This is a genomic window from Bacillus sp. mrc49 (assembly GCF_002803435.1).
Genome location: NZ_PHNG01000773.1, coordinates 1 through 2,982 on the forward strand (window position 1 = coordinate 1; position 2,982 = coordinate 2,982).

Consider the following 2,982-nt stretch of genomic DNA (forward strand, 5'->3'; position numbering starts at 1 on the left):
CCTGTTGATTGCTACCTTCCTTCCATCATAATCCTGTGTGTGCCATAATCAAAATACCAATAAATTATCGATATCCATTCAAAAATAGAATGACAAAAAAGCACAGAAGTTTCTGCGCTCCTCCTATAAATCCCTCATGAAATCAACGCCCGCGACAAATTCGACAAACTCTTTGACCAGCTTTAGTTCGAGGGACTTTTCATGATATAACATCCACGTATTCCGGATAAGCGGGTTTCCTTGCTCATCCCTCAGCTCCATTTGCCTTAAGGATGGGTCGTGCTCCAATAAAACACTGGGAAGAATTCCATACCCGAGGCCATTTTTGACCATTTCCTTGCATGTATCCCCTTTGTCCACCTCCATCCCAACTAACGGCGGACCTTGAAAATTTTTCCTCCACCAATTATCGATCATCGTTTTCAGGAGTGCATCGGTCTTGTAATCGATTCTCGGCAATGAAGCCAGGTCCCCGACTTCGACTTTTTCCTTGGAAGCAATGCAAATCGTCTCCTCAAAAAGATGATGCTTAGCTCCTGACCACTGATAATCGCCCCGGACGATCCCGACGTGAACTTCTTCCTTGTAAATGAGGTTCAGTACTTCCTTGCTCCAGCCTGTAGTCACATGGAAATCCACCTGCGGGTATCGTTCACGAAATTTTTTCAGCAATCCGGGCAGCTTATGCAGCGTAATATAATTGGAGACGCCCAGCCTTAATGTTCCACTGATCTCCTGTCCCATATTGAACGCCGTCTCTTTGATTTGCCTCAACCTGATCAGCATCTCATCAGCACAGATCGCCAAATATTCCCCTTGAGGGGTGAACTGCACTCCCCTTGTTCCCCGCTCGACAATCTTCAAATTGAACTCCTTCTCCATCTGCTGGATCCTTTTCGTTAAAGAAGGCTGCGAGATATATAAGCTTTGCGCCGTTTTAGTGATATTCTTATGTTCATGCAATATCTTTAAAATATGCCAATCCCTTTCATTCATGGAACTTCCCCCGATCGCTTTTTTCAAGTAGGGATATTCCCTACAAATACAAAGGACTTTGTCCAGTCGAGCATGCATGGACATGCGTGATCAATGCCCGTTATGCTTCCCCGCTATTTCCTTGTCGAAAACGAATACGGAGATCGCTATATTTTCTTCCACTTTAAAATCTGAAAACAGATGAACAAGTTTGGCTCCCACCAGTTCTTCCATTCCATCCGGAGGATTTACGGAGTATACATCCTGAATCATTTTTGTTCGTGCAGAATGGACCATATCCCTGCCTTCCTCTGTGCTGGATATGAATATTTCCGTCGGGGTTAAATTCCCATGCAATGTGGTGACGGCCATATTTTCAACGAAAACAGTATGGATCCGTTCCGGCCCTTTCCCGAAAAGTTCCTTGCGCAGCTTACGGATCATATCATTGAATTCGTGAATCACCTTTGACATCATGCACTCACTCCAAATCGCCTTCTTTTTTCCTTATCATAAATCACGAAACTCAAAAACGAAAGGTATTTGGCGAACGTCCGCTGCAGTGCAGGATTGTATCTTTTTGTAAATAAAGGTATAATATCAGTGTTGAAAGTTGGTTATGCAATAATGGATTGTTGCGTCTCTTTCTTTTTCATCGTCCATACATAATGGTATGATTGGTATATTGGCAAGTTTTGCTACTAAACTATTCCACCATGACCTACACCAACGTTTTAGAGGCGGAGGTGTGTTCATGGTGGTTTTTTGTTGTGTTTTGCTAAAAAGGGGGAAGGTCTATGAGCAATTCGACGAGCACGTTTAAAATCAATGGCTTGGATTATACGGCAAAAGCCGGATTGACGATACTTGAGGTTATCAACAAAAATGGGCTAGCCCACCCGCAAATTTGCTATGTCCCCGAGGTCGATCCGATCCAGACCTGTGACACTTGCATTGTCGAAGTCGATGGCAAACTCGTCCGGTCCTGTTCGACCGTGGCCATGAGCGGGATGGATATTGCCCTGGGCTCACGCAGCGCAAAAGAAGCCCAAACCGAAGCGATGGATCGGATTCTGGAAAACCACTCCTTATACTGTACAGTGTGTGATAATAATAACGGCAATTGCAAGCTTCACAACACGGCAGAATTAATGGAAATTGAACACCAGAAATACCCTTACACACCGAAAGTGAAATTGGCCGATGTCGATATGTCGCACCCATTTTACCGTTATGATGCCAATCAATGCATTGCATGCGGGCAATGCGTCGAGGTCTGCCAGAACCTTCAGGTCAACGAGACACTATCCATCGATTGGGAAGCTGATCGCCCAAGGGTCATCTGGGATGAAGGCTCCGAAATCAACAGCTCATCATGTGTCGGCTGCGGACAGTGTGTAACCATTTGTCCCTGCAATGCATTAATGGAGAAGTCAATGCTCGGTGAGGCTGGGTTCATGTCAGGTATCAAAAACGATTTGCTCGAACCAATGATTGACCTTGTCAAAGAAGTGGAGCCTGGGTACAGCGGGATTTTCGCCCTTTCGGAAATCGAGGCGGCCATGCGTGAGAAACGGACGAAGAAGACAAAAACGGTCTGTACGTTTTGCGGGGTTGGCTGCTCATTCGAGGTCTGGACTAAGGGCCGGAAAATCCTTAAAATCCAACCGACTCATGATGCTCCCGTCAATGCGATTTCCACATGTGTCAAAGGGAAATTCGGCTGGGATTTCGTAAACTCCGAGAAACGATTATCCAAACCGCTCATTCGGAAAAATGGCAAATTCATCGAATCGAGCTGGGATGAAGCACTGGATCTGGTCGCCTCAAGACTCGGTTCGATCAAACAACAGCATGGCGGCAACTCCGTAGGCTTCATTTCTTCCTCCAAAATCACGAATGAAGAAAACTATGTCATTCAAAAGCTGGCACGACAAGTATTCGAGACGAATAACGTCGACAATTGCTCTCGTTATTGCCAATCGCCTGCTACAGACGGATTGTTCC

Annotated in this window: 3 protein-coding genes; 1 reads left to right on the forward strand and 2 read right to left on the reverse strand. The window is 45.4% G+C overall.

The features are described from left to right. Positions 1 to 123 precede the first annotated feature (123 nt). Together CVN76_RS23845 and CVN76_RS23850 are read right to left on the reverse strand one after the other, a co-directional pair. Positions 124 to 996 carry a LysR family transcriptional regulator gene (locus CVN76_RS23845; RefSeq protein WP_100533303.1) on the reverse strand — a complete coding sequence of 291 codons (873 nt, stop codon included), beginning with the start codon at positions 994 to 996 and terminating at the stop codon, positions 124 to 126. 90 nt (positions 997 to 1,086) lie between these two features. Beyond that, the gene (locus tag CVN76_RS23850) at positions 1,087 to 1,449 is read right to left on the reverse strand and encodes a DUF2294 domain-containing protein (RefSeq protein ID WP_100533302.1); all 363 of its coding nucleotides are present in this window, start codon (positions 1,447 to 1,449) and stop codon (positions 1,087 to 1,089) included. Positions 1,450 to 1,772: 323 nt separating this feature from the next. Here CVN76_RS23850 and CVN76_RS23855 point away from each other — a divergent pair. Continuing rightward, positions 1,773 to 2,982, forward strand: a 1,210-nt coding sequence (locus tag CVN76_RS23855; RefSeq protein ID WP_157805778.1) for a molybdopterin-dependent oxidoreductase, incomplete at its 3' end; no start/stop codon positions are given.